This is a genomic window from Lientehia hominis, from assembly GCF_021044755.1.
Classification (GTDB): domain Bacteria; phylum Bacillota; class Clostridia; order Lachnospirales; family Lachnospiraceae; genus Lientehia; species Lientehia hominis.
In genome coordinates this window covers 1-25395 of record NZ_JAJNOR010000008.1, presented here as the reverse complement: position 1 = coordinate 25395, position 25395 = coordinate 1, and the positions used below count along the sequence as shown (strand labels likewise).

General features: G+C 51.1%; 15 protein-coding genes, 1 pseudogene and 1 other annotated feature. Of the genes and pseudogenes, 2 read left to right on the top strand and 14 right to left on the bottom strand.

Annotated elements, in window-relative coordinates:
* Positions 1-73: 73 nt before the first annotated feature.
* From rplL to LQE92_RS12180, 12 genes and pseudogenes are all read right to left on the bottom strand, one after another.
* On the bottom strand, positions 74-451 hold the full coding sequence (rplL, locus tag LQE92_RS12235; RefSeq protein WP_147595243.1) for a 50S ribosomal protein L7/L12: 378 nt from the start codon (positions 449-451) through the stop codon (positions 74-76).
* 54 nt (positions 452-505) lie between these two features.
* Positions 506-994, bottom strand: a complete 489-nt coding sequence (gene rplJ / locus LQE92_RS12230; RefSeq protein WP_231063238.1) for a 50S ribosomal protein L10 — start codon at positions 992-994, stop codon at positions 506-508.
* An 84-nt stretch (positions 995-1078) separates the two neighbouring features.
* Positions 1079-1217, bottom strand: a sequence feature (ribosomal protein L10 leader region).
* 81 nt (positions 1218-1298) lie between these two features.
* Entirely contained in the window at positions 1299-1994 is a 696-nt protein-coding gene (rplA, locus tag LQE92_RS12225) for a 50S ribosomal protein L1 (protein WP_231063237.1), read from the bottom strand.
* 77 nt (positions 1995-2071) lie between these two features.
* Entirely contained in the window at positions 2072-2497 is a 426-nt protein-coding gene (gene rplK / locus LQE92_RS12220; RefSeq protein ID WP_147595246.1) for a 50S ribosomal protein L11, read from the bottom strand.
* Between the two features lie 123 nt (positions 2498-2620).
* A complete protein-coding gene (nusG, locus tag LQE92_RS12215) occupies positions 2621-3136 on the bottom strand; it encodes a transcription termination/antitermination protein NusG (protein WP_231063236.1) in 516 nt (171 codons plus the stop codon).
* A gap of 16 nt (positions 3137-3152) precedes the next feature.
* Positions 3153-3344 (bottom strand): preprotein translocase subunit SecE, encoded by a 192-nt coding sequence (secE, locus tag LQE92_RS12210; protein WP_147595248.1) that lies wholly within the window; start codon positions 3342-3344, stop codon positions 3153-3155.
* A gap of 31 nt (positions 3345-3375) precedes the next feature.
* Entirely contained in the window at positions 3376-3525 is a 150-nt protein-coding gene (gene rpmG / locus LQE92_RS12205) for a 50S ribosomal protein L33 (protein WP_147595249.1), read from the bottom strand.
* 213 nt (positions 3526-3738) lie between these two features.
* Positions 3739-5070: a magnesium transporter gene (mgtE, locus tag LQE92_RS12200; RefSeq protein ID WP_231063235.1), complete on the bottom strand. Its 1332-nt coding sequence runs from the start codon at positions 5068-5070 to the stop codon at positions 3739-3741.
* A 354-nt stretch (positions 5071-5424) separates the two neighbouring features.
* Positions 5425-7890, bottom strand: a complete 2466-nt coding sequence (locus LQE92_RS12195; protein WP_231063234.1) for a glycogen/starch/alpha-glucan phosphorylase — start codon at positions 7888-7890, stop codon at positions 5425-5427.
* Between the two features lie 71 nt (positions 7891-7961).
* A complete protein-coding gene (gene ileS / locus LQE92_RS12190) occupies positions 7962-11117 on the bottom strand; it encodes an isoleucine--tRNA ligase (protein WP_231063233.1) in 3156 nt (1051 codons plus the stop codon).
* Between the two features lie 618 nt (positions 11118-11735).
* Positions 11736-11999: pseudogene (locus LQE92_RS12185) on the bottom strand (recombinase family protein); the annotation flags it as partial.
* A gap of 24 nt (positions 12000-12023) precedes the next feature.
* Positions 12024-18896, bottom strand: coding sequence for a leucine-rich repeat protein (locus tag LQE92_RS12180; protein ID WP_231063232.1), 6873 nt, complete (start codon positions 18894-18896; stop codon positions 12024-12026).
* A gap of 214 nt (positions 18897-19110) precedes the next feature.
* On the opposite strand from LQE92_RS12180, the gene LQE92_RS12175 reads away from it, so the two are divergent.
* Together LQE92_RS12175 and LQE92_RS12170 are read left to right on the top strand one after the other, a co-directional pair.
* Positions 19111-19839, top strand: coding sequence for a LytR/AlgR family response regulator transcription factor (locus tag LQE92_RS12175; protein ID WP_231063231.1), 729 nt, complete (start codon positions 19111-19113; stop codon positions 19837-19839).
* Position 19840: 1 nt separating this feature from the next.
* On the top strand, positions 19841-21163 hold the full coding sequence (locus LQE92_RS12170; protein WP_231063230.1) for an ATP-binding protein: 1323 nt from the start codon (positions 19841-19843) through the stop codon (positions 21161-21163).
* A gap of 373 nt (positions 21164-21536) precedes the next feature.
* Here LQE92_RS12170 and LQE92_RS12165 read toward each other — a convergent pair whose 3' ends face one another.
* A complete protein-coding gene (locus tag LQE92_RS12165; RefSeq protein WP_231063229.1) occupies positions 21537-24146 on the bottom strand; it encodes a heavy metal translocating P-type ATPase in 2610 nt (869 codons plus the stop codon).
* Positions 24147-24507: 361 nt separating this feature from the next.
* Positions 24508-25395: TRAP transporter large permease (locus LQE92_RS12160; protein WP_231063228.1), on the bottom strand; the 888-nt coding region annotated here is incomplete at its 5' end.

Below are 25395 nucleotides of genomic sequence, written 5' to 3'. Positions count from 1 at the left end.
TGGCAAGCCAAAAAGGCGGCATACCTCTCGATATGCCGCCCTGATCATATTTGATCCTTCACTTCGCATGGAATTATTTAAGAGTAACCTTTGCGCCCTCTGCTTCCAGTTTGGTCTTGATCTCTTCAGCCTCTTCTTTGCTGGCCTGAGCCTTTACAACCTTGGGAGCGCTGTCTACTACTTCCTTAGCCTCTTTAAGACCTAATCCAGTAGCCTCACGTACAACCTTGATGACCTTAACCTTGTTGGGTCCGATCTCTGTCAGCTCTACGTCGAACTCAGTCTTCTCTTCCTCAGCTGCGCCGCCTGCTGCACCGCCCGCTGCCACAACAACACCTGCTGCCGCGGATACACCGAACTCTTCTTCACAAGCTTTTACCAGATCATTTAACTCTAATACGCTTAACTCTTTGATCGCATCAATAAATTCTGCAGTAGTTAACTTTGCCATTTCATTTACCTCCATAAAGTTTTATTTTCACAAATAGTTTTTTCTTGGTGATGATCATTCTGCCTTGGACTCCGCAATCTGGCTGATTACGCGAGCAAAGTTCGCGATCGGAGACTGCATGCTTCCAAGCAGCTTGCCCAGGAGCTCTTCTCTGCTGGGGATAGTCGCGATCAGCTTTATGCCTGCTTCATCATAATAGCTTCCTTCCACGACACCGGCTTTCAGCTGCAGCTTGTCTGCCTTTTTACTGAATTCGTTCATGATGCGGGCAGGCGCAGTTTCATCCGTGGCGGATGTAGCCAGAGCCGTAGGGCCTTCCAGATTCGCTTTCAGAGGCTCAAATTCTGTGCCCTGGATCGCAAAATTGATCATGGTATTTTTATATACCTTGTAATTAACGCCGGCTTCTCTCAACTGTTTACGCAGTTCTGTATCCTGCTCAACTGTCAGTCCGCGATAATCCACGATGACCGCAGATTTGGCTTCCTTCAGCAGATTGGAGATTTCTTCCACAACCGGCTGTTTCAATTCCACTTTTGCCATTCTTTCTTCCTCCTTATTTTATTTTGCCGCCGTTTAAACACGCCGTCTGCGTGTTTGCTAGACGCGAGATAAGAAGTCCTGTTTCCTATGAAATAAAAACCCCTGTACGCAAAGACGTACAGGGGGCATAAGAATTCACATACTGTCAATCTTATCTTCCTCGGCAGGCGCGGTGCTTACACCCGTGGGTACCTGCTGTCTTCGGCGAATATACGGCAAAAGCCGTACTCATATAAATTAACACACATTATTTCAGGTGTCAATCCCTTTTTCCCATCATTTTCGGAAGGAATCCTAAATCGAATCAACCCATGAATTTGAGGGGATTTACCTTCACACCGGGGCCCATGGTGGATGTCAGAGTCACACTCTTCAAATACTGGCCCTTCAGTGCGCTGGGTTTTGCTTTTATAATTGCATTCATTAACGTCTGGAAGTTTTCGGACAACTGCTCCTCTGTAAAAGAAGCCTTGCCCAGCGGTACATGGACAATATTGGTCTTATCCAGTCTGTATTCAATCTTACCAGCCTTGATTTCAGCGATGGCTTTTGCCAGATCCATGGTCACGGTTCCCGCCTTAGGGTTGGGCATCAGACCTTTCGGTCCGAGCACACGGCCCAAACGGCCCACCACGCCCATCATGTCCGGGGTAGCGACAACCACGTCAAAATCCAGCCATCCTTCATTCTGGATCTTCGGAATCAGTTCCTCAGCGCCTACAAAATCTGCGCCTGCGGCCTGAGCCTCGTCGGCTTTCGCATTCTTGGCGAATACCAGGACACGAACGGTCTTGCCGGTTCCGTGGGGCAGCACAACGGCGCCTCGAATCTGCTGGTCAGCATGACGTCCATCACAGCCTGTACGGATGTGGGCTTCAATGGTCTCGTCAAATTTGGCAACTGCGGTCTTCTTTACAAGAGCAACCGCGTCTGCCGGCTCATACTGGATCGTACGGTCGATTAATTTAGCAGCTTCTGCGTATTTCTTTCCTCTATTCATAAAATAAACCTCCTAGTGGTAATTGCGGGAATATCCCTCCCACATCTAAAACGATTGACTGCTGAACAATCCTTTGCTCAGTCTTCTACAGTGATTCCCATGCTGCGTGCGGTGCCGGCGATCATGCTCATGGCCGCCTCAACGGATGCAGCGTTCAGGTCAGGCATCTTCATCTCAGCGATCTCCTGAAGCTTAGCCTTGGAAATGCTGGCGACCTTGGTCTTATTGGGAACACCGGATCCGGATTTAATGTTGCATGCCTTCTTCAGAAGAACGGCTGCCGGCGGCGTCTTTGTCACGAAGCTGAAGCTTCTGTCCGCATATACGGTGATGACAACGGGAATGATGAGATCTCCCTTGTCTGCCGTCCTAGCATTAAATTCCTTCGTAAACTGAACGATGTTCACACCGTGCTGACCCAGCGCGGGACCAACCGGCGGTGCGGGTGTCGCCTTACCAGCAGGAATCTGTAATTTAATATAACCAACTACTTTTTTTGCCATTTTAGGCACCTCCTAAATCAATTGTGGTAGTGGATGGAACCTCCATCCTGATTAACGGCTCAACGCCTCCCACGCGCTGCCTCCGAACAGCCAGCTGCAAGGCTCTCCCGGCAGACGTTTTAGTTACATCTTTTTCACTTCTGTGAAATTCAGCTCCACCGGGGTCTCCCGGCCGAACATATCCACATTGATCGTGACACTCTGCTTGCCCTGATTGATTCCCTTGATGTTGCCGACGGTGCCTTCCCAGGCGCCGGAAATGACTGTCACCGCATCTCCCAGCTCGAAGTCTACGATCACTTCGCTGCTCTGGATGCCCAAAGGACGCATCTCCTCTTCCGTCAGCGGCACCGGCTTGGAACCCGGTCCCACAAAGCCTGTCACGCCTCTGGTGTTTCTTACGACATACCATGTATCGTCATTCATAACCATGTTGATGAGGACATAGCCGGGGAACATCTTTTTCTGAACCTGTTTCCTCATGCCGTTCTTAACCTCTACAACATCCTGCATCGGTACGGTTACTTCCAGGATTTGGTCATGCAGGTTCCGGTTTTCTATTGTTTTTTCAATATCGACTTTTACCTTGTTTTCATAACCTGAATAAGTATGGACTACATACCAATTCGCTTCTGACATATCATCACCCTTATCCTTATATAACGAAATTGATGCCGAATTTAATCACCAAATCCAACAATGCAATCACTGCACCCAGGAACACAGATGTGAGCACGACCGCGACGGTCTGTCTTGTGAAAGACTTCTTATCCGGCCAGATAATCTTTTTGAACTCTGCCTTCAAATTCTTGAATAAGCTCTTTTTCTTCTTTGCGCTTTCTTCCATGCCATTCTCACTTTCCTGCCGCAAGCACCAATTACTTGGTTTCCTTATGCATTGTGTGCGTTTTGCAGAATCTGCAATACTTCTTGGTTTCCATTCTCTCAGGATGCGTTTTCTTATCCTTCGTCATGTTGTAATTCCGCTGCTTGCATTCCGTACATGCCAATGTAATCCTTACACGCATAACTTCCACCTCCGTTATCGTTTTTTGTAATTAGGGCCAAAAAAAAAAGCCCTTTTGCTTCCATACGCCTGTTTACTATATCATAAATCCATAGCTCCGTCAAGGATTTTCCTTTGTTTTTCGGCCTTTTCAGGCATTTTCCGCGTCTCAGGGACCCAGGCGGCGGCGTCCTGTTTCCAATACAGGATGCCGCCGTCTGTTCCGCATATCCTTTTAAAGCTTAAAAAGACTCGTCGCAATGGAAAAATAGATCAGTATTGCCGCCGCGTCCACGCAAGTGGTAATGAGCGGCGCGGCCATGATCGCCGGATCCAGCCTGCACTTTTTGGCAAGCATAGGCAGCGTACAGCCTATGAGTTCCGCCAGGGTAATGGTACACACAAGGGTCAGCCCGATCAGGACCGCCATCCTCACATCGCCGTACATTACAAAAATCCGGATGCCGTTCACCACCGCCAGCGTCGTACTCACCAGCACTGCCACCCTCATTTCCTTCCATACCACCCGTGCCACATCCTTCAGGTGTATTTCGTCAATGGCCATGCCGCGGATGATCAAAGTGGCGCTTTGGGAACCACAGTTTCCGCTGGTATCCATTAACATCGGGATAAACGACACCAGAAGCGGAATAGCCGCAAACGCATTTTCATATTTTGTGATGATTATGCCGGTGAACGTGGCCGACAGCATCAGAATCAGCAGCCATACGATCCGGTTCCTCGCGTGCCGAAACACGGAAGTCCCGAAATAGGAATCCTCACTGGGTGCGATGGCCGCCATCAGGGCGATATCCTCGGTGGTCTCATCCTGCATGACCTCCATGGCATCATCAACAGTCACGATGCCGACCATGCAGCCTTCCTTATCCACTACAGGCAGAGCCAAAAGACCATATTTCCGCACCAGCTTCGCAGCGGCCTCCTGGTCGTCATGGGTATTGATGGAGATGATATTGGACTCCATGATCTCTTCTACGGTCTTTCTCTCATCTGAGATCAGGAGGGCTTTCGCCGTCACGATTCCCAAAAGCTTCTTGTTCCGAATCACATAGCAGGTATAGATCGTCTCACTGTCGATTCCTACCCGGCGAATCTTTTCCAGGGAATCCCGGACGGTCATCTCCGGCTTCAGATCCACGTATTCCACCGTCATGATGCTGCCCACGCTGTCCTCCGGATAACTGAGCAGCTGGTTTAACTGCCTCCTGGTATCCAGATCCGTATTGGCGAGGATCCGTTCCACCACGTTTGCCGGCATCTCCTCCAGGAGGTCTGCCGTATCGTCCAGGAACATTTCATCCAGCACCGCTTTTAATTCCCGCTCAGTCAGCGCCTCTACCAGGATCTGCTGCTGTTTCGGCTCCATCAGGCTGAATGTCTCCGCCCCCTCTTCTTTTCCGATCAGGCGGAAAGCCATTATCATCTGTTTCTCCGGCAGCCTTTCCAAAAGCTCCGCCAAATCCACTTCATTTATGTCCGCAAAGGACTCTTTGATCACTTTATACTGCTTTCTTTCCAGCAGTTCACATACTTCTTTTTCCGTCATACTCTGCCTCCTTCTGCGTATTCTCCGCCGGACGACATTCCGGCTCTTTCCATCCGATATACGCAAAACATGAGACAAAAGCCCGTTTTTTATCAGGCATCCGTCATGGTGGACCTATGGGCTTCCCTCATCATGCTTTGCCTGCAACTGCCGTCTGAATCCATAAATCCACCACCTTTCAAAATGCTCCTGGTCAATTCTTGTCAAAATGCTCCTGGTCAATTCTTGTCAAAGGAAAAGGCACGTCAGTGACTGGGTGACGTGCCTCTTTCGCCTTATTCATTTATACTATATTTCTCTTCGCTTTGTCAACCGGCTTTACATGTATTTTACATGGTTCTTCCGATTCTTTACTCATTCGTCCATGTCCACCGTCACCTTATCCAGATGCCAGATCTCATCCACATACTGCTGGATGGTACGGTCAGATGTGAATTTTCCGGAGCATGCCACATTCATGATGGCAGCCTTCGCCCACCACTTCTCATCCCGGTAAGCCTGATCCACCCTTTTCTGTGCTTCCGCATAGGAACGGAAATCTTTCAGATTGAAATACGTATCCGCTTTGCTGGTGCTCAGAGTATTGAGGAGTGAATTGTAAAGATCGCGGAACAGCTCCGTATTGTTCGGCGCATAATAGCCGTTGATCAGCTGCATCAGCACCCGGCGGATATCCTGGTCATTGTTGAAGATGTCCATGGGATTGTAGCCGCCTCTAGTCTCATAAGCGATGACTTCGTCGGAGGTCATGCCGAAAATAAAGGAATATTCCTTCCCAACTTCTTCCACGATTTCCACATTGGCGCCGTCCATGGTGCCGAGAGTCAGGGCGCCGTTCAGCATAAATTTCATATTTCCGGTGCCGGAGGCTTCCTTGCTGGCCGTGGAGATCTGCTCGCTCACATCGGCAGCCGCAAAAATCCACTCCGCATTGGACACACGGTAATCCTCGATAAACACTACTTTAATCTTGCCTTTGATCGACTTATCGTTGTTTATCACATCTGCCACGGAATTAATCAGCTTGATGGTCAGTTTGGCGATCTTATAGCCTGCGGCGGCTTTTGCCCCGAATATAAAGGTCCTGGGCACCATATCCATCTCCGGATTATCTTTCAGCTGGTTATACAGGTACATCACATGGAGGATGTTCAGCAGCTGTCTCTTATACTCATGCAGCCTCTTTACCTGTACGTCGAAGATAGAGCGGGGGTCCACATCAATGCCGTTATTTTCCTTGATATACCGCGCAAGCCGAAGCTTATTCTGATATTTGATGTTCATGAACTCCTGCTGGCATTTCTCATCGTCGGCATAGAGCGCCAGCTTTTTGATATGGGGCAGATCGGTTATCCATTCATCTCCGATCTTATCTGTCACCCAATTCGCCAGCAGTTCGTTCCCGTGAAGCAGGAAACGCCGCTGTGTGATTCCATTGGTCTTATTATTGAACTTCCAGGGGTCCATTTCATAAAAGTCTTTCAGGACCTTACTCTTCAGAATCTCCGTATGGAGCTGCGCCACGCCGTTGACAGAAAAGCTTCCTGCGATGGCAAGATGTGCCATCTTCACCTGTCCGTCGTAAATGATGGCCATGCTCCTCACCTTTTCCTCATTTCCGGGATAGGTCTGCCGGATCCGCTCCACAAACCGGCGGTTAATCTCTTCCACAATCTGATATATACGGGGAAGCAGCCTGGAGAACAGCTCCAGCGGCCATTTTTCCAGCGCTTCTGCCATGATCGTATGATTGGTATAAGCGCAGGTCTTTGTCGTAATGTCCCACGCTTCCTCCCAGGTAAGCCCTTCTTCATCCAGGAGGATCCTCATGAGCTCTGGTACAGCCACCGTCGGATGGGTGTCGTTCATCTGGAATACGACCTTTTCCGGAAGCTTATGGATGTCGTCATGCTTTGCCTTGAATTTATTCACTGCGCGCTGAACGCTGGCGGAAATAAAGAAATACTGCTGCTTTAACCGAAGCTCCTTACCCGCATAGTGGTTGTCATTGGGGTACAGGACCTCTACGATGTTCTTAGCCAGATTCTCCTGCTCCACGGCGGTCTGATAGTCTCCCTTGTCAAAGGATTCCAGATTAAATGTATTGATGGGCTCCGCGTCCCAGATCATCAGCGTGTTCACCACGTTGTTACCATAGCCCACGATAGGCAGGTCATAAGGAACGGCGCGCACGGACTGGTAATTCTCCTGAATGAAATGATTGCGCCCGTACTGGTCACATTCCGTCCGCACATATCCGCCGAATTTCACTTCGACTGCATATTCATCACGGCGCACCTCAAACGGGTTGCCGTCGCGCAGCCAGTCATCGGGCGCTTCTATCTGGTAACCATCCTTGATCTCCTGCTTGAACATCCCATACTTATAGCGGATCCCGCAGCCATAGGCCGGATATCCCAGCGTGGCAAGGGAATCCAGGAAGCAGGCGGCCAGACGTCCCAGGCCCCCGTTCCCCAGCGCGTAATCCCGCTCCTGGTCTTCGATCACATTCAAGTCGAAGCCGAGTTCGTCAAGAGCCTCGCGGATACCGTCCCTCGCTTTGATATTGATGATATCATTTCCAAGGGCACGGCCCATGAGGAACTCCATGGACATATAATACAGAGTCTTAGCGTCTTCTTTCTCATATTCCTTATGAGTGGCAATCCACTCGTCGATGAGAACATCCTTCACTGCATATGCTACAGCCTGGAACACCTGCTTCGGCGTTGCCTCCGCAATGGTGCGCCGGAACAGATTCTTCACATTGCTGGTCACTTCCTGCTTGAATTCTTCTTTATTAAACTGATAACTGGACATATTTTCCTCCTATCGGATTTTTGCCCCTCCCACCTGACGGCTTCCGCCGGCAGAGGTGCGCACGGTTTTTATTATACCGTTGCTTTTTCCACTCCTAGCATAACATTTTCTCCGTTGATATTCCAGTCTTTTTCATAGCCTGTTATCTTTCCGATAAAAATCTTCTCGGCCAGAACCTCGTTTTTGATCGTGTCCGTATACTTCTTGAGAATTTCAGCGATCTTGTCGCTGTCATCCTGATATAAATTGATATGGTCGGTAACTTCAAAGCCGGCTTCCTTCCGCATGGTCTGAACCTTGCTTATGATCTCGCGGACAAATCCTTCTTCCACAAGCTCCGGTGTCAGATTTGTATCCAGCACCACCGCCGTCTCCTTATCCCCTTCTGTTACATATCCTTCTTTCTGTGCCGTATCAATGAGCAGATCCTCTGCCGTCAGAGAAACGGCGGTCCCATCCACTGTCATGGCCAGCTCTCCTTTGGCGTTCAGTTCATCCATGGCGGCGCTGCCGTCCAGCTCAGAAAGCCTCTGCTTGATCTGTCCCAGCAGCTTTCCGTACTTCGGACCGACTGTCCGCATCTGCGGTTTGAAGGTGTAGGTTGTGAACTCCCGGACGTCCTCCGTAAACGACACTTCTTTTACATTCAGCTCATCCTCCACAATCTCCCGATAGTAGCTGCTCAGTGTAAACGGCGCTTTCACGAACATCCTGCCGATGGGCTGCCTGTTCTTGATATTGGCGGTATTGCGGCACGCGCGGCCCATGACCACCACTTTCAGCACATGCTCCATGTTCTCTTCCAGAGCCTTGTCGATCTGTTCCTCACATACTGCAGGGAAATCGCACAAATGGACACTCTCCGGCGCATTTTTGTCAATGCTGCATACCAGGTTCCGGTAAATCTCTTCTGTCATGAACGGAATCATAGGCGCCGCCGCCTTGCTCACGGTCACCAGAGCCGTATAGAGCGTCATATACGCGTTGATCTTATCCTGCGGCATGCCCTTAGCCCAGAAACGCTCGCGGCTCCTTCTTACATACCAGTTGCTCATGTCATCCACAAACTCCTGAAGCGTCCTGGCGGCTTCGGGAATCTTGTAGTTCTCCAGATTATTGTCTACATCCTTTACCATACTATTCATCTTGGACAGAAGCCATTTATCCATTACGGAAAGTTTTCCATAGTCCAGAGAATACTTCGTGGCGTCAAAATTGTCGATATTTGCATAAAGCACAAAGAAAGCATAGGTGTTCCACAGAGTACCCATGAATTTTCTCTGTCCTTCCTGGACGGCCTTTCCGTGGAACCTGTTGGGCAGCCACGGCGCGCTGTTGACATAGAAATACCAGCGGATGGCGTCGGCCCCGTAAGTTTCCAGGGCGTCAAAGGGATCCACCGCGTTCCCTTTGGACTTGCTCATCTTCTGCCCATTCTCATCCTGGACATGGCCCAATACGATCACGTTTTCATAAGGCGCCTTGTTGAAGATCAGAGTCGAGACCGCCAGCAGAGAATAAAACCATCCTCTGGTCTGGTCAACCGCCTCTGAAATGAACTGGGCCGGGAACTGCTGATGGAACAGCTCTTCGTTTTCAAAAGGATAATGGTGCTGGGCAAAAGGCATGGAGCCGGAGTCAAACCAGCAGTCAATCACCTCCGGCACCCGGTGCATCTGTTTTCCGCAGACCGGACAGGTGATGGTCACTTCGTCGATAAAAGGACGGTGAAGCTCTATATCATCCGGGCAGTCGGGCGACATGTTCCGAAGCTCTTCTATGCTTCCGATGGAATGCTGGTGTCCACATTCACATTCCCAGATGTTGAGCGGCGTCCCCCAGTACCGGTTCCGGCTGATCCCCCAGTCCTGAATGTTCTCCAGCCAGTCACCGAAACGGCCTTTCCCGATGCTTTCCGGAATCCAATTGATGGTATTGTTGTTCCGGATCAAATCCTCTTTTACATCCGTCATCTTGATGAACCAGGATTCGCGGGCATAATAGATCAGAGGAGTATCACATCTCCAGCAGTGGGGATAGCTGTGTTCAAATTTGGGAGCGTCGTACAAAAGCTTCCTCTCATCCAGCCACTGCAGCACCTTAGGATCCGCATCTTTTACGAACAGGCCGGCAAAAGGAGTCTCTTCCGTCATATCCCCTTTTTCGTCGACCAGCTGTACAAAAGGCAGATCATATCTGCGGCCCACCCGGGCGTCGTCTTCACCAAACGCCGGAGCGATATGGACGACGCCGGTGCCGTCCGTCAGCGTCACATAAGTATCGCAGAGGACATAGAAAGCCTTTTTGCGCTGCTTTTCCGCCACCTTCGCGGCACATTCAAACAAAGGTTCATATTCTTTATATTCCAGATCCCTGCCTGAATAGGTCTCCAGGATTTCATAAGCAGCTTGTCCTTCCTCCGCCAGCCGGCCCAGGACCGTATCCAGAAGAGCGACGGCCATATAGTAAACGTATCCGTCAGCCGCCTTTACCTTTACATACTGCTCATTGGGATTCACGCAGAGGGCAACGTTGGACGGCAGCGTCCAGGGCGTCGTTGTCCATGCCAGGATATAGGCGTCCTCACCCTTCACTTTAAAACGGGCGATGGCGGAACGTTCCTTCACGTCCTTGTATCCCTGAGCCACTTCGTGACTGGAAAGGGGAGTCCCGCATCGCGGACAGTAAGGCACGATCTTAAAACCTTTATAGAGCAGCCCTTTGTCCCAGATCTTCTTTAACGCCCACCACTCGGACTCAATGAAATCATTGTCATAGGTGACGTAAGGATGCTCCATGTCTGCCCAGAAACCGACTGTGGAAGAGAAATCTTCCCACATCCCTTTATACTTCCACACGCTCTCCTTGCAGTGCTCAATAAACGGCTTCAGGCCATACTGCTCGATCTGCTCTTTTCCGTCCAGGCCCAGCATCTTTTCAACTTCCAGCTCAACAGGGAGGCCATGGGTATCCCATCCGGCTTTCCTGGGGACCATATACCCTTTCATGGTACGGTAGCGGGGGATCATATCCTTGATCACCCTGGTCAGCACATGGCCGATATGAGGTTTTCCGTTGGCCGTCGGAGGCCCGTCATAAAAAGTATAGGTCTCGCCTTTCTTCCTGTTGTCAATGCTCTTTTCAAAAATATCATTTTCCTGCCAGAATTTTTCTGTTTCTTTTTCACGCTCTACAAAATTGAGGTTTGCAGATACTTTGTCATACATGTTTTCTACCTCCTGAATATAGAATAAAGAATTCCGTTCCCGGGATTTTCCGCCTGCGGCGGATCACTTATTTCCACTCCGCCTCGGTGCGATCCGCCACGGAGTGCTTTTATGAATAACAGAAAAATCCGGAAGGCTTTTCTATTATTCAAAAAAGGGCTCCGTCCAGAAAAGGACGAAGCCCGATGTCTCCGCAAATACCACCCGTTCTGTATACGCCGCCCTATAAACGGTTATATACGCTCCCTCTAACGGTGGATACCGGCATAGCCTACAAGATTCTCATCATTCAGCCTGCAACTCCGGAGTGATTTTCACACAGCCTTACTCGTCCCGAACTCACACCACCGCCGGGTCTCTGAACCTTTCTTACTGTCTTACTGTCTCCATCACAGTCTTTATTATATTGCTCTCATTATAAAATTCCGGGAATTAATTGTCAAGCCCAAAATCCTTTGTTTACCGCCGTTCTCCCCTGTCTTTGAGTCCGCCGGGGTCCAAACTCCCCCATTCATGGCGGCGGCCTCTCGTGGGTGTTCTCAAACACCACCTGCCTGTCCTCGTCGTTGTAGACGATTTTCTTGCACTTATAGGACTTCGTGGTGGTCTTAAAGTTCACCGGACGCCCTTGTCCGGGAACAGGATTTCTGTATACATTCCCACCTTCAGATAATCGCGCCGGAAGCGGAACATATCCTTGACAATCACGGTTTTCAAAAGCCCCGCCTCCATGTCGGCAATCATCTTCTGAAAATCAGGACGGTCGAACGTTGTCCCACTGATTCCATCGTCCAGGTAAAAATAGCAGTTATAATATCCGTTCTCCTTTGCGTGCCGCTCTAAAATCCGGCACTGATTCGATATGCTGCTGCTCCCGCCCTGTTATCCATGCTTTTTGCCGCCGGTTTATGGTTCCTTCCGCACCCCGTCCGGTCCGACCTTATAACCGTCTATTTTTGTATTCACGGCCATGGAACCATCCGCATGGAAGTAGTACCACCTGCCGTCAATCTGCTTCCAGCCCCCGGACTGCATCAGGCCCGCCGCATCAAAGTAGTACCAGCGGCCCGCCGCCTGTTTCCAGCCGGTTACAGGCTTCCCGTCCTCGTAATACTTCCATGCGCCGCTGTCATTTTGGGCAAAGCCCTGGGCGGTTTCCGGTGTGATGACCACCTCCATGTACCGGTGCAGGGCGGCAGCGGCTTCGGCACGGGTGGCGGCGGCTTTCGGCTCAAACTTCCCATCGGAACGTTCTGCCATGATTCCAGCCTGCCATGCAGTCTGTACTGCCGTTTTCATGCTGTCCGCGACCTGTCCCGCATCAGTAAAAGCTGCTGCTTCACGGGCGTCGGGCAGTCCCTGGCCGGACTGTTTGGCATACCGGACTAAGATTGCCGCCATTTCCTCACGGGTGACAGGCCGGTCCGGTGCAAAGGAATTGACGTCTGTTCCGTTTACAATGCCGTTTTTTACCGCCCATTCCACAAAGGGCGTATAATAAGCGCCTGCCGGAACGTCCGTGAACCGTCCCGTTTGGGGATAATCCGCCGGGTTTACTCCCGCCAGCCTGCCAAGGGCTGTTACGAACATGCACCGTGTCAGGGTGGAATCCGGGCTGAAGTTTCCACCACCTGTCCCGTTCAAGATTCCACGGGAGGCAGCAAATTCCATATCGTCCTCTGCCCAATGCCCGGAAATATCATGAAAGCTGTCTTTCTCCTGATAGCCTATCCCGTAAACCTGAAATTGGCTGTACGCAAACACCAGGGTCTGCCGTTTTGCATTGTAGCTGGAATATTTAATCCAGTCCAACGCACCACTTTCGTTTACGGCAGCCGCATAGAGGTTCCCGGCCCGTTCCCCCTCTGCCTGCGTATAGGGGATTTCCAGACTCATGCTTCCCTGGTTCAAACCAGAAATCTGTTTCCCATTGTCCCGGACAGCGGCTGTTACCCGGAATACCGGACGGTTTCCGATGGCTGTCTCTGCCCCGCCGGAAAGAAAAGCATTCTCCAGCCGGGTAACGCTCACCTGCACATCAGCCCGCGCCTGATCATAGATGGACTGAATGCCGGAAAGGTTTAAGCTGATCTTGATTTCCGGGTGGTTGACCACTAAGGTAATCCGGACAATCTGATTGCTGATGACGGCTTCCTGGGTGGACTTTGGCAGATTGACGGTGACTGTCCTTGTATCGGCGGACGGGGTATTGATTTGAACCGCCACAGACAGCTCGCTGATGGACACGCCTTTCTCCGCCGCCCGTTTCTGTGCGTCCTTTACCGCGTCGGCTATGGTTTTAGTTGTGACCGTTACAGCGGCTGTGTTGTTCTGTCCCAGCTCCGCTTGAATCTGGGTGGTTCCTTTCACCGGTTTGGCCGGTTTTGAGCCGGAAAAGCTGCCGCTGCCAGAGGAAGAACCACCGCCGTTTGTGGGTTGTGTTACCGTCAAAGTGCCTGTTCCAATCTGAATCTCATAGTTATCCTGCGGCGCAAATTCAGGGGGCACAATGAACACAATATCGAAGCTGCCCGCCCGGACCGTATCAAGACGGATACCATTTTCCCGCGCCTCCATAGCCACCCGGGCCGCATTGTTGGCAGTAATGGTGTCACCGGCAGCGCCTGTGTCCACACTCCAGGTAAGGACCGGCATGGCCTCATTGGATTTTATGCTTACATCGTCAGGCTTTGCGGTGATTTTCTTTTTCGCCACACGCAGTGTATAATCTGCCGTTGCTTCCGCATAGGTATCGGTTTCCGCCGCTGTTGCGGTAATAGTGGCTTGTCCTGCCTTTTTGATGGTCACTTCTCCGGTATCCCGGTTTACTTCCGCAACCTCAATATTATTGCTTTCATAGCTGATTGATCCCTGTACCGTGGTTTTGTTCAGCGGGTTGGTGAACGCTGCATCGCCATAGGTTTTCTCTACCGTGTCTTTGGCGTAGGAAATATCCTGCGGGGTTTTTGCGGTGGAGGTAATGGTAACGATAATCGCATAGTCCTTGTAGTTTGTCGCTCCTGTCACCGGTATGGTGACAGTTCCGGCCTGTCCCGCCTCGCTTACCGGAGCGGTGTAGGTCAGTAGATTCCCTTGAATACTTATATTAGTCATGGTGATTGTGCCGCCTGCCTCCGGTGTACCATATACCCCGCCGTCAGGCATGCCGGGCAGTATAACGGTTGCGTCTGTTTTGCCGCTGTCCCATACCTTTGTTTTCACACTGTTCATCTTTTCGCCTGCGTCAATTCTTCTAATGGTATAGCTGCCAAGGTCCAGATCAGCAGAGGTATACCCATCGCTTTCCCCAATCCTCACCGTTACGGTATAAGTACCGGCATTGACAGGGGCTTTTGTATCTCCATTGTACTGCACGGTGACTGTGCCTAAATTCTTGTCCGCCGCAGCGCTTACAGTCACAGGCTGTGCTTCTCCGTTATAGTCTACGGCAGTAAAGGAATAGTCAAGGTCAGTGGGCTTTGGCACTGCCCTGATTCTAACCTCTGTGTAGTCACTTGCCAATGCTTGTCCGGCCGCTTTGATACGAATCTGATACAAACCGGGCGCAAGGCCTGTTACCGTCTGGCACTTACAGTCTTTCCAGATTGTCTCCGCTTCCGCAGACAGCCTGTACTCCATGGCGGCGCTGACATTCGTGATTATGCCGTCATTTCCGCTCTCTGTTTCATCTGTTTTTCCTACGTCTGATGGTGTCTGGGCTTTTGTTACCTGAATAGTCTGCGCCTCACTGTCAAGCGTAGTGGTGCCATTCCCCATTTTTATCACCTGGATACCGTTCACAGTTCCTATGCCGCTTGAAATTATTGCCGGTGCTTCTGTTATATCCGTCCAGTTCTCGCCGCCGTCTATGCTGTATTTCATGTTTGTTGTCACATCAGTCAGTGTTCCGCTGTCCGGCCCGGTGGCGTTAAATGTGGCGGCTGGGGCGGTTTCCAAATCCTTGATCGTTATTTTCTGGCTAGCTGACGCCAGCACCATGTCGGCTGCTTTTACACGGACATAATACGTTCCCGCAGAAAGACTGGTGTTTGTCCCCTCCGCTGGTGTCCAGTTTGTTTCAAAGTCAGAGCGGTACTCATGTATGGAAGTCATAGGAATTCTTCCCCTGCCTCCTGCGGCAGAGGCGTGGGTCGGAATCAGGTCCGGTGTGTCCGCTTTTGTCACTTTGATCTCCTGTGCCGCACTGTCAAGCGTAGTAGTGCCATTCCCCTTGTTCACTACCTTGATCGTACATGGAGAAAGCCTGGTGAGAGGGACTTCCATGGCAGTTATATCCACCCATGTTGTGCCGCCGTTTATGCTGTATTTCATATCCGTTGTCACACCGGTCAGCTTTCCGCTGTCCGGCCCATCAGCCGTAAAGCTGGCGGCTGGGGTAGTTTCCAAATCCTTGATCGTTATTTTCTGGCTGGCTGACGCCAGCACCATGCCGGCTGCTTTTACACGGACATAATACGTTCCCGCAGAAAGGCTGGTGCTTGTTCCAATCGCTGGTATCCAGTCTGCATTGCCGTCACGCCGGTATTCATGCGTTGAGTTCATGGGTATACTTCCCTGGGCTCCTGCAGTGGATGCATGTGTTGGCTCCAGGTTTGGTATGACCGCTTTTGTCACTTCGATTTCCTGTGCCGCACTGTCAAGCATGGTGGTTCCATTCCCTGCTTTTATTATCCGGATCGTACATGGGGACAGACCGGTGAAATGGACTTTCTTTTCTGTCATTTTCACCCAGCCTTTACTGTCAATCTGATATTTCATTTCCGTTGTCACATTAGTCAGTGTTCCGCTGTCCGGTCCGGTAGCAGTAAAAGTTGCGTTAGGAATTGTTTTCTTCCATCTCGCATGGAGGTCAGTTTTTTGAGAAATGGTGGACACCTCAAAATCAAAGCTATTTGTTTCACTTGATAACTTCCAATCGTTAAATATCAAATCATCCTTTATTGGGGCATCCGGTTTATGAGCTTTCTGCCCGTCCAGAATGATCTGCGGCTTTTGCTCTGTGCCATCACTGTAAGGGTCAGCGCCGTCATAAAACGTCACCGTATAATAATGAACTGGATCTGTACTGTCAACATCACCGCCGTCCACGGTTACATCCACACCGGTGTCCACGCCATTCGAATCCACTCCGGTGTCCGTGGCGTCATAAATATCGTAGATTCCATCCGCCACAGCGGTCAGGTCTGTGGTTGCAGCATCATTGCTCACCAAATAAAATGTCCTGCCATGGTCACCCCATTCCGAGCCATCCTTTTGGACGGTAATGGTTACGGAATAGGTGGGAACAGGTAATTCCCAGCCGTACCAGACATTATCCGTGACATTTCCGTCATTTACCTCTTTGTATGCTTTTGCCGCCGCTCCCAGAGTAGGGATAGTAGTACCATCAATAGAATCTCCGCTGTTGTCAAGAAATACAATATTCCTAGAGAATATGCCATCTGTAAATGTATCCTTCTGCACCAAAATCGGTGTAATGCTTGTATCATCCTTCAATTTTATTTTCAGCGTTGTAAATTCACACTCGTTAAACGCAAAATTCCCAATGCTTGTTACACTGGCGGGGATCGTCAAATTCCCGTCCAGTTTACTACAACCATAAAACGCAGAATTCCCGATGCTTGTCACACCGGTAGGGATCGTCAAATTCCCGGTCAGGTTGCGGCAGTTATAAAACGCATACGCCTCGATAGTTGTCACACTGGCGAGGATCGTCAAATTCCCGTCCAGTTTACTACAGCCAGAAAACGCATGAATTCCGATGCTTGTCACACTGGAGGGGATCGTCAGATTCCCGGTCAGGCTGCGGCAGTTACTAAACGCAAACGCTCCGATAGTTGTCACACCGGTGGGAATCTTCAAATTTCCGCTCAGATTGCCACAGTTCTCAAACACAGAATCCCCGATGCTTGTCACACCGGCGGGAATCTTCAAATCCCCTTTCAGATTGCTGCAGTTCTGAAACGCAAAACTCCCGATGTTTGTCACACTGTCGGGGATTGTCAAATTCCCAGTCAGATTGCTACAGCCCTGAAACGCATTTTTCCCGATGCTTGTCACACTGTCGGGGATTGTCAAATTCCCAGTCAGATTGCTGCAGTTCTGAAACGCAAAACTCTCGATGCTTGTCATACCGGTAGGAATCGTCAAATTCCCTCTCAATTTTCTGCAGTCAGAAAACGCATAACTCCCGATGCTTGTCACACTGGAGGGAATCGTCAAATTCCCGTCCAGTTTGCTACAGCCCCAAAACGCATAACTTCCGATGCTTGTCACACCGGTGGGAATCTTCAAATCCCCTTTCAGATTGCTACAGCTAGAAAACGCATAACTCCCGATGCTTGTTACTTTGTCAGATATTGTCAGATTCCCGCTCAGATTACTACAGTAGCTAAACACAGAATTCCCTATGGTTGTCACACTGTCGGGGATTGTCAAATCCCCCTCCAGTTTGCTACAGTTATTAAACGCAAAATCTCCGATAGTTGTCACACTGGAGGGAATCGTCAAATTCCCCTCCAGTTTGCTACAGCCAGCAAACGCATAACTTCCGATGCTTGTCACACTGGAGGGAATCGTCAAATTCCCGTCCAGTTTGTCACAGCCCCAAAACGCAGAATTCCCGATGCTTGTCACACTGGAGGGAATCGTCAAATCTCCTGTCAGATTGTAACAGCCAACAAACGCACCGTTCCCAATACTGGTCACAGCATAGGCAATGCCTCCTTCTGATACTGAAACCTGCGCCGGGATGTTCAATTCACCCGTAGCTCCTGTTCCAGCAAAATGCCCGGTCACTTCCACTTCGGCAGGATCAATGCCTGTCACCTTATAATTTAACAAATCCACTGTAAACTTATCGCCAACCGCCAGCGTCTCCCTCTGCCCCAGCTTGTCCGCAAATTCTATCTTCTTGAAAGTCTCCTCCATATCCTCATAAATACTTTCCACCGTGGGGAGCGCGTCAATCAGGGCACAGACCGCCTTTGCTTCATTCGTCTCCTTAACCGTCACAGTGATTGTGGGAACAGCCCTGCCGTCCTGAACCGGATAATCCTCCGTAAACTCTGGCGTCAACACATAGGTTCCCGGCTCCCCCTCGTAGGCCGGTTCGCTGTTCCAGGACAGGACTTCTATGGAAACCACCGTAATGGTATCTGAATCACCCGTTTCATCCCCGGAATAGACCGTCGCCTCCAGGCTCTCTGGCAGCTTTAATACGTCAAGGGCTGTTCCAGCCTCCACTTCCCGTGTCTTCACGGCCTTGTCCAGACTGGAAAACTCCATCACGGTTTCTCCCTCAACCACCGGTTCCTTTGCCGCGTGGCAGTCCCCGCTGGGAATGCTGTTGTCTTTCCCGCCGCAGATGCCGCACACATACTCACAGGGGTGCGCTTTTTCGTACCCGCAGGTTTCATCATGGGTGTGAGGGCAGTCCAATACCCTTTTAATACAGCCGTTATCTCCGCTGCATTCGTGTTCCTGTTCCTCCGCGTCTGATGGGGTAGCCTTACCGCCGTCCTCCTCATAGACACACTCCGGCACCAGGGAATAGCAGCTCTCGTCGTGCTCATGCCCGCAGGGATGGCCCTCTGTATAGCCGCAGTCCTGGATATGCGCCGGATGGTGTTCACACAGGCCCCCTGGATCGTTCTCTCCCTGCGTCCCCTTTGCGTAAGCGCCTATCCCTGCCTGAGAAAACAGCAGCGATACCGTCAGCAGATATGCGAATATCTGTTTCATCCTTTTATTTCTCATGTCGTTCTTCCTCCCGATGCAAATCCATTTGACTTTCCATGGAAAATCATTAAACTTGAAATCATAAATATAAAATCAGAACTTTTCAGCTCCAATTCCCATTACTCTACCATATCCGTCAACAGAATAAAGCCGGACTTCCCGAAGTGTCGATCTGACTTCCCGAATGTTCCGACAACCTCTGCCAGACAGCCTGACGAAAGGAGAAACCGCCATGCCAACCCTTGCTGTATGCGATGATGATTCTAGCTGCTTAGAACAGATTGCAACGCTGGCCCGTTCTTTTTTTGATACACAGGACAGTACGGCCTGTATAGATGTTTACCCTGACGCCGAGAGCCTGCTGGCTTCCGGGAAGCGTTACGATCTCTACCTGCTGGACATTCTCATGCCCGGCAGAAGCGGCATTGAACTGGCCAAAGAAATCCGCCTAAGTGACCGGGACTGTGTCCTCATTTATCTGACTACCTCCGATGAATACGCGCTCTACGCCTACCAGGTAGGCGCGCTCCAGTATCTGTTAAAGCCAGTCCGGGAAACGGACTTTCAGGAGACGATGGAAAAGGCCCTGCGCCTGCTTATTAGAGAGGAACCGCCGCGGATGGCCGTCCCCACGCCTAGGGGAACCATCCAGGTGAACCTGCTGCAGACCGCTTATATTGAGCATTACGAAAAGACGCTGTATTTTCATATGCGGGACGGAAACGTGGTGCGCACCTCCACTGCCTCCCTCACCCTCCATGAGATTGCCCCGCAGGTGCTGTCCTGCCCGGACTTTATTCCCCAGGGCAGGGCCTACCTCATCAACATGGACTGTGTCCGGCTTTTTTCCGCCGATATCATCACGATGGAAGACGGCGCCAACATTCCGGTGGCCCGGCGTACCTACCGGGAAACAAAGGACCGGTACATGGATTTCCTGCTGAAGAAAGGGGGAAGCTGATATGCTGGTACTCCGCACTTTAGTTCTTGTCCCCGTCTTGTGTCTGGTTGTCTGCTCCCTGATCCGGCTGCGGTTTTCTGTTTGGAAGTCCGTGGCCGTCATGGGGATTTTCACGCTGGCCCTTGCCGCCTACGGCCTCCTTATGGAGCGGCTTGCCATCACGAACGGCCCGGCCTATCTGCTCCCCATCATGGGAGCTGCCTTCCTGGTGTTTTTTTACCTGTCCGCCTACCGGGATATGCGGTTTGTGTTCTCCTTTTTTACGGAGCTTTCCGCCGCGCTTTTATGCTTCCTGTCCTCCGGGCTGCTCAGCGCGCTGCTTCCCTTATCGGTTCCGGTTCCCGGCTTTCTGGCGGAGGGCCTGCTCCTTCTGGCGTGCGGGTTCCTGGTGCTGCGTTACCTGCGCGGCCCCATGCTGTCGGTTATGGAAAACGGCTCCCGTGGGTTCGGGGCGCTCAGTCTGATCCCCGTGCTGTTTCTTTCCGCTTATGTTGCCTTTCTTGCCGCCTGTATGCGCACCCCGCACGGTCCGGATACGATCGTCCTGCACTATGGGAGCGTCTTAAAAAAAGAATTTATCCCGGCCCTCGCCCTGCTGGTCTGTTTCCTTGCCGCCGTCTATGTCACCCTGATCCGGCATTTCCATTCCAAGGAACAGCTCTACCGGGAACTCTATAACCGGTCCCTCATGGAATTTCAGGTTTCGGCGCTTCAAAACCAGTGCATGGTCTATGACACGGCCCAGGAAAAAATGAGCGGCCTGCGCCATGACATGCGCCACCATGTGGCGGTGCTTTCCACTCTTTTGGGGAACGGACAGGCCGGGGAAGCGGCACAGTACCTGTCAGAGCTGGGGGCGGTGTTTGAAGAAACAAAGGTGCGTAAATTTTGTCTCAATCCGGCGGTCAATTCCGTGCTTTCCGTATTCGCAGAACAGGCCGGGAAAGAGCGGACCACGCTCCATTTTGATGTGGATTTCCCAAAGGAAGTCCCCTTGTCTCCGTTGGATTTGGGCGTGGTGTTAAGCAACGCCCTGGAAAACGCCATAAACGCCTGCCGGGACGTGGAACCGGGACGGCGCGGGATATGGCTCAAGTTCCGGTTCTTTGGGGATAAGCTGATTTTTGAGGTCAGAAACCCCTATACCGGAAACGTCGTCTTTGATAAAGACGGCCTCCCGCTTTCCACCAGAGAGGGCCATGGCACGGGAAGCCGGTCGATTGCGGCCTTTGCGAAAAAATACCACTCCACCCTGGATTTTAAGGCCCAGGACGGCATGTTCACCCTGCGGCTTTTAGTGGACGGCCTCTCCACGAAAGGGTAGGGGAAATACCAGCGAACCTATTGATATATTTTCCGGTCCTGCGTATAGTAATAGTGCAGAGTTCTCTTATACGAAGTGCGTCTGCCCAGAGGGCATGTATTTAGGGGTGCCCTTGGGTATGATACTAAATACTTTTTGGAATCATTCTATTAGTCCTAGTCAGGAAATCGTGACGGTCCGAAACTTCTGTCTGTGGACCGCCTCAATGGCTTTCAGAACAAACTAGAGATTATTTCAGTGCGGGAAGAGGAGCATTTCTTTCAAATTAGCAGCCAGAAAACAAAAATGGATTTTTTCCTGTATGACTGTCATCTGTTACACAGCAAAGAGCCCGGCAAGCCGGACTCTTCATACTCTTCTGTAGTGGCACGTTTCACTTATGATACAAGATCCTTATGGAATTCAGCACGCATAACATGGCGACTCCAGTATCCGCAAATACCGCTGCCCACATGGACGCGTACCCGCAAAGACCAAGTACCATGACTGCCGCTTTAATGATCAGGGCGAAGGTCACATTCTGCCAGGAGATCCGCTTTGTGCTTCTGGCGATTCCAAGGGCCTGAGGAATCGCTTCCACTCCTGAAGTCATAAATACTACATCCGCCGCTTCAATGGCCGCGTCAGCACCGCTTCCCATGGCCGCTCCCACATCGGCTCCGGCCAGCACCGGCGCGTCGTTGATTCCGTCTCCCACAAACATTACGGACCCATATTTTTCTCTTATTCTGGTCAATTCAGCCAGTTTATCCTCAGGGAGCAGCTTTGCTCTGACCTCATCCAGCCCAATCTCTTCTGCCACGGCTTTGGCACTCTCTTCACCGTCGCCGGTCAGCATGGCCGTTGCCACATTCATTTTCTTCAGGCAGCGAAGCGCAGGCTTCGCGTCCTTTTTAATGGTATCCGCAACAACAATATGCCCGGCATACAGCTGATTGACCGCAACATACACCTCAGAACCAAAGGTTCCGGCACGGCTTCCCTCTATGGACACCAGGAACTTATCCATCAGCTTCCTGTTTCCGCAGAGAATCTCCGCTCCATCCAAGGACGCCCGTATCCCGTGTCCTGCTATTTCCTCCAGGCTGTCGGGTTTTTCCAGCTCAAGACCCCGCTTCCGGGCCTCTGCCACGATGCTGGCCGCTATGGGATGGGTGGAGCTTTGTTCACAGCTGGCGCAGATTCGGAGCAGACCATCCGCAGTCAATATTCCCTGCGTTCCGTTTGTCCCGGCATTTTCTCTGCCGCTGGCTGCGGGCACCGCCTCCTGAACTACAAAATTTCCCTCCGTGATGGTCCCGGTCTTATCCATTACCACGGCGTTGACCGCGCTCATCGCTTCAATGGATGCTCCGCCTTTAAACAGAATTCCTTTTTTTGATCCCGCTCCGATGCCGGAAAAGAACGCAAGCGGCACGCTGAGCACCAGAGCGCAGGGACAACTCATCACCAAAAATGACAGAGCCGTATAGACCCAATAATCCCAGTTTCCCGTCACCAGAGACGGAATTACCGCCGTCGCTGCTGCAAGCACCACTACAAACGGAGTATATATTCTGGCGAACTTTGTGATAAACCGGTCGATTTTCGGCTTGCTGGCCGCCGCGTTCTCCACAGAATCCAGAATCCTTGTCACCATGGATTCCTCCAGTACCTTTTCCACACGGACCTTAAGCTGTCCTGAGGTATTCACGCAGCCCGACGTAACGGCATCGCCCGCACCGGCATGTACCGGCACCGGCTCTCCCGTGATCGGCGAGGTATCGATCCGGCTCTCACCCTCCAAAATCACACCATCCAGGGGAATTCTGTCTCCCGGCCTCACCAGGAGCACGTCGCCGGCCCGCGCCTCTTCCGCTCCGATCACCCGGACCTCATCACCTGATACCAGGCTCACCACCTCCGGCCTCATATCAATGGCATCCATGATCTGGCTGCGGCTTCTCGCTACCGCTCTCTGCTCAAAGTATTCTCCTATCCGGTAAAACAGCATAACGCCCACGGCTTCCGGATATTCTCTGATGGCAAAGGCTCCCAGCGTAGCAATACTCATCAGGAAATTTTCGTCAAACAGGTGGCCCTTTGTCAGATTGCGGAGTGCTGTCCATACAATCTTGGCTCCCAAAATGATATAGGCTACAACATTTATCGGAATCACGATCTCCGGACCGAATCCGTTCTTCTCCAGCAGCTCGCCTGCTATGAACAGAACCGCGCCGAGGATAATACAGATTAGGGATTTCCGCTCCACCGAAATGCTTTCTTCTCTTCTGCGGCTCTTTTCTGCCTTTTCGCTCCGTTCCTGTTTTTCCACTGTTCCGGTGGCCGCGGCAGCATCCCGGTCCACCACTCGCACTCCCGCTTCTATGGAAGTACAGATTTTCTGAATCTGAGGGAGATATTTTTCAGGATTCGGCGCTGTGATCCGCAGCTGTTTCGTCGCATAAGTCAGTGTTGCGGCCTCCAAACCGGGCAGCTGCGCGATTTTTTGTTCCATATTGGAAGCACAATGAGCGCATCCCAGATTCTCCAGTATATAAGTTTTCGTTCTGGACGCCGCGTGTCCAACACTCGTTTTCCGAGTTTCCTTCCGCACAATCCGGACATCCGGTTCAATGGATGTACATATCTCTTCAATCTGAGGCAGAAGGCCCTCCGGGTCGCCCGCCGCCAGCCGAAGCTGTTTCGTCGCATAAGTGATTGACGCTGACTCCACTCCCGGCAGCTTCTGAATCTTTTCTTCCATCTTGGAAGCACAGTGGGCACATCCCAGATTTTCCAGAAGAAAAATACTTTTTTCTGTCCCTTTTCCCGCCTCATCTAAATCAGAAGTATGGCTGTGGACATGTTCATGATGGCCGTGACCGCATCCACATTCCTCATCGTGATCTTCATGGTCATAAACGTGGTCGTGGTCGTGATGGCCGCAGCCGCAGCCACATTCGTCAGGCTGATGCTCCAATATCGTTATAGGACGTCTCATAACAATCCTCCTCCGGAATATATTCTCATAAAAACATATGAATAACTGTTCATATATTAATATAAGCACTTTTTCCGTGGATTGTCAAGTAAAACATATGAAAAATACCACCATAATTCAAGAGTCTTCCAGCTGCCGAAAACAGCAGACGTATATTAATTAATCGAGAAGCTGAAATCAGGATTATATAGTGTCTCCCAAAGGCCTAAAAATTCACTGATATCACGACTCCTCATCCTGGTATTGTGATTTAAGTGAGAATATCCCTCCTGCTGTCACAAATACCTTCGATGATTCCACATAAAAGCCGCCTGTCCTCTTCCGGACAGGCGGCTCAATATGTATCTGCAGCAAAAGATTTTTATAGTCCTCCAAGTCCCATGGTGGAAGGAAGCCACGTACAGGTCCAGGGAACCATCGTCACAATAAACAGTGCGGCAAGGAGCACGATAAACCATGGTATCAGCGCTTTCACCAGACGGCCGAAGGAGATCTCTCCTACCTTGTTGATGGCGAACAGCACCACGCCGAAGGGCGGAGAAAGAACGCCGATCATCAGGTTCAGCACCATGATGATGCCAAGATGGATCGGGTTGATCCCAAATGCCACGGCTACCGGCAGGATGATGGGCGTCAGGATCGTGATAGCGGACACCGTCTCCATGAACATACCCACCAGCAGGAGCGCCAGGTTCAGGATCAGCAGGAACACGTACTTATTGCTGATGCTGTTCACGATGAACTCCATGACTGTCTGCGGGATCATGGCCTTGACCAGCACGTTCCCGAACAGGGTCGCCGCCGAGATCAGGATACAGATGCCGATGGCATCCGCCACGGTCTCCTTCAGCACTTCTACAAATTCTCTGAAATTGATCTCCCGGTATACAAAGATACCCAGGATTGCCGCATAGATCACCACGATGGCGGCCGACTCTGTGGGTGTGAAGATACCGGTATAGATGCCTAACAGGATGATGACAGGCGTCATACAGGGCAGGAATCCCTGCTTGCACGCGTGAAGGAGCTGACGCTTCGTATAAAGCCGGTCCTTCGGATACTTCTTAATGATGGCATAGACGAACACCAGAGCCATCATGACTACGCCCATGATGATCCCCGGAACTACGCCAGCCACGAACAGGGCTCCAATGGAGGTCCCGGAAATGGTGCCGTATACCACGAGGGGCATGCTCGGCGGGATGATCGGGCCAAGGGTCGAAGAAGCGGCTGTGACGGCACAGGAGAA

Excerpts from the sequence above, each read along its gene's own strand:
- LQE92_RS12180 (WP_231063232.1), bottom strand. The coding sequence starts at position 18,896 with ATGAGAAATAAAAGGATGAAACAGATATTCGCATATCTGCTGACGGTA.
- rplJ (WP_231063238.1), bottom strand. The coding sequence starts at position 994 with ATGGCAAAAGTGGAATTGAAACAGCCGGTTGTGGAAGAAATCTCCAAT.
- ileS (WP_231063233.1), bottom strand. The coding sequence starts at position 11,117 with ATGTATGACAAAGTATCTGCAAACCTCAATTTTGTAGAGCGTGAAAAA.
- LQE92_RS12165 (WP_231063229.1), bottom strand. The coding sequence starts at position 24,146 with ATGAGACGTCCTATAACGATATTGGAGCATCAGCCTGACGAATGTGGC.
- rplA (WP_231063237.1), bottom strand. The coding sequence starts at position 1,994 with ATGAATAGAGGAAAGAAATACGCAGAAGCTGCTAAATTAATCGACCGT.
- rplL (WP_147595243.1), bottom strand. The coding sequence starts at position 451 with ATGGCAAAGTTAACTACTGCAGAATTTATTGATGCGATCAAAGAGTTA.
- LQE92_RS12175 (WP_231063231.1), top strand. The coding sequence starts at position 19,111 with ATGCCAACCCTTGCTGTATGCGATGATGATTCTAGCTGCTTAGAACAG.
- LQE92_RS12170 (WP_231063230.1), top strand. The coding sequence starts at position 19,841 with ATGCTGGTACTCCGCACTTTAGTTCTTGTCCCCGTCTTGTGTCTGGTT.
- rplK (WP_147595246.1), bottom strand. The coding sequence starts at position 2,497 with ATGGCAAAAAAAGTAGTTGGTTATATTAAATTACAGATTCCTGCTGGT.
- nusG (WP_231063236.1), bottom strand. The coding sequence starts at position 3,136 with ATGTCAGAAGCGAATTGGTATGTAGTCCATACTTATTCAGGTTATGAA.
- LQE92_RS12195 (WP_231063234.1), bottom strand. The coding sequence starts at position 7,890 with ATGTCCAGTTATCAGTTTAATAAAGAAGAATTCAAGCAGGAAGTGACC.
- rpmG (WP_147595249.1), bottom strand. The coding sequence starts at position 3,525 with ATGCGTGTAAGGATTACATTGGCATGTACGGAATGCAAGCAGCGGAAT.
- mgtE (WP_231063235.1), bottom strand. The coding sequence starts at position 5,070 with ATGACGGAAAAAGAAGTATGTGAACTGCTGGAAAGAAAGCAGTATAAA.
- secE (WP_147595248.1), bottom strand. The coding sequence starts at position 3,344 with ATGGAAGAAAGCGCAAAGAAGAAAAAGAGCTTATTCAAGAATTTGAAG.